Origin of the sequence: Mesorhizobium sp. M7A.F.Ca.US.007.01.2.1, assembly GCF_003998165.1 — a bacterium.
GTDB lineage: Bacteria > Pseudomonadota > Alphaproteobacteria > Rhizobiales > Rhizobiaceae > Mesorhizobium > Mesorhizobium ciceri.
In genome coordinates this window covers 1-811 of sequence record NZ_RZQP01000503.1, presented here as the reverse complement: position 1 = coordinate 811, position 811 = coordinate 1, and the positions used below count along the sequence as shown (strand labels likewise).

Below are 811 nucleotides of genomic sequence, written 5' to 3'. Positions count from 1 at the left end.
GGCGCTGGGACCGGATCGGCCGCATCGCCGCCTCAGGCGTCGGCTTCAACCTCGTCCTGACCGGCGCACTGGTTGCCGTGCTGTCGGTTTTCGACCGTTCGGTGCTGAGCCTGTTCCTGAGCCGCGACAGCGCGGCGATCGACATCGCCGTCCACATCAACAATGTCGCCTCGTGGTCGTTCATCCTGTTCGGCATAACCATCGTGCTGTTTGCCACCGTACGAGCCACGGGTGCCGTGATGCCGCCGCTGATCATCCTGGTCATTTCGGTGCTGGTCGTGCGCACCGGCTTTGCCTATTTCATGCGTGGCGTGATCGGCGAGGAAGCGTTGTGGTGGAGCTTCCCGGCGGGTTCGATCAGCTCGCTTGTACTGGCGGCGGCCTACTATCGTTTCGGCCGCTGGCGCACCACGCACATGATCGAGGACAGGCCGGCCGCCGGCGAGCCGCCGGACACCGGTCTTGGCGTGCCGCGCGGACGCGCGCATCTTTCGCCTGAAACACCGAACGGCTGAAGCCAACCCGGTTCCGCTGGACCGCTCCAGGCCCTCAACGCCGTTGTTGTTTCAGCCCAAAAGCCAGCGCCACCAACGCAAACACCACGATCATGCCGGCGAACGCCAGGCTGGCAGCGACGGGACTGGCATAGGTCGAAACGATGCCGATGCCGATGACGGGCAAGGCGTTGCCGACAAAGCAGCAGATGAAGAAGCTGGACACCACTTCGGCGCGACGATCCTTGGGCGCGATCTCGTTCACCACTTGCAGGCCGCCACGGTAACCAAGCGCCGCCGCAACGCCGCAACAGGCC

1 protein-coding gene and 1 pseudogene are annotated in these 811 nt (G+C 64.9%); one reads left to right on the top strand and one right to left on the bottom strand.

The genetic code is table 11. The features are described from left to right. Positions 1 to 515 (top strand): MATE family efflux transporter (locus EN949_RS35485; protein WP_245472587.1); only part of this gene is annotated, 515 nt, incomplete at its 5' end. A 34-nt stretch (positions 516 to 549) separates the two neighbouring features. Here the strand turns inward: EN949_RS35485 and EN949_RS35480 are convergent. Beyond that, positions 550 to 811, bottom strand: a pseudogene (locus tag EN949_RS35480) (MFS transporter); the annotation flags it as partial.